Below are 648 nucleotides of genomic sequence, written 5' to 3' on the forward strand. Positions count from 1 at the left end.
CCTCGCAGCGCTCGGCCGTGGCTTCTGCCGACCTCTTTTTGGAACAAGCCCAGCACATCGAAGCTAAAAATCTGATCCCAATGCCACCGGCCATGTTGCACAAATGCGATAAAACGCTGCAGTTCAAGCTGGTGATCGTCTCGGATATTGTCAGCGTATCCTTGGGCTTTCATCCACTGCAGATACTCATCGATGACTTGTAGCAAGTGATATCTTAAAGACAGGCTGATGTTGGGCAAGCCGTGGTCTTGACACCATGTTTGCAGCCATTGTTGGGATGGAAAAGATTGTGTCTCACTCATGGCGGATTCCTTTAAGGCTTTGTTCAATGACACGGGCAATGGGTAAAGGGCTTTGTTTGGTTGATCTAGCTGGGAGCCTTGTGGTGGGGAAAGGTTTTGACGGCAACTGCAGCACCTGAAAAAGGCTGCCGTCAAAGGCGATCAGATCTTTATTGATCAGGCTGTCTCTGGCTGTGACATATTCATCGACACTGAGGTGCAAAAGCGAGCAGATGCGATCATAGCTGTAAAAAGAAAGCCCATAGCGGTCGGCGGCGAGAATCAGAAACAAATATAAAAGGAGTTCTTTTTGCCCCAAAGAAGCTAAAAACCCTTGGGTTAAAAACCGATGGGGGATAAAGCTAAA

Annotated in this window: 2 protein-coding genes; both read right to left on the reverse strand. The window is 48.1% G+C overall.

The window, feature by feature from the left end:
• On the reverse strand, positions 1-302 hold a 302-nt coding region (locus tag GY683_RS00045; RefSeq protein WP_297286812.1), incomplete at its 3' end, for a hypothetical protein.
• A partial coding sequence (locus GY683_RS00050; protein WP_297286813.1) for a helix-turn-helix domain-containing protein occupies positions 295-648 on the reverse strand: 354 nt, incomplete at its 5' end. The genes GY683_RS00050 and GY683_RS00045, both read right to left, overlap by 8 nt.

The sequence above is a fragment of the Moraxella sp. genome, from assembly GCF_024227015.1.
Classification (GTDB): domain Bacteria; phylum Pseudomonadota; class Gammaproteobacteria; order Pseudomonadales; family Moraxellaceae; genus Moraxella.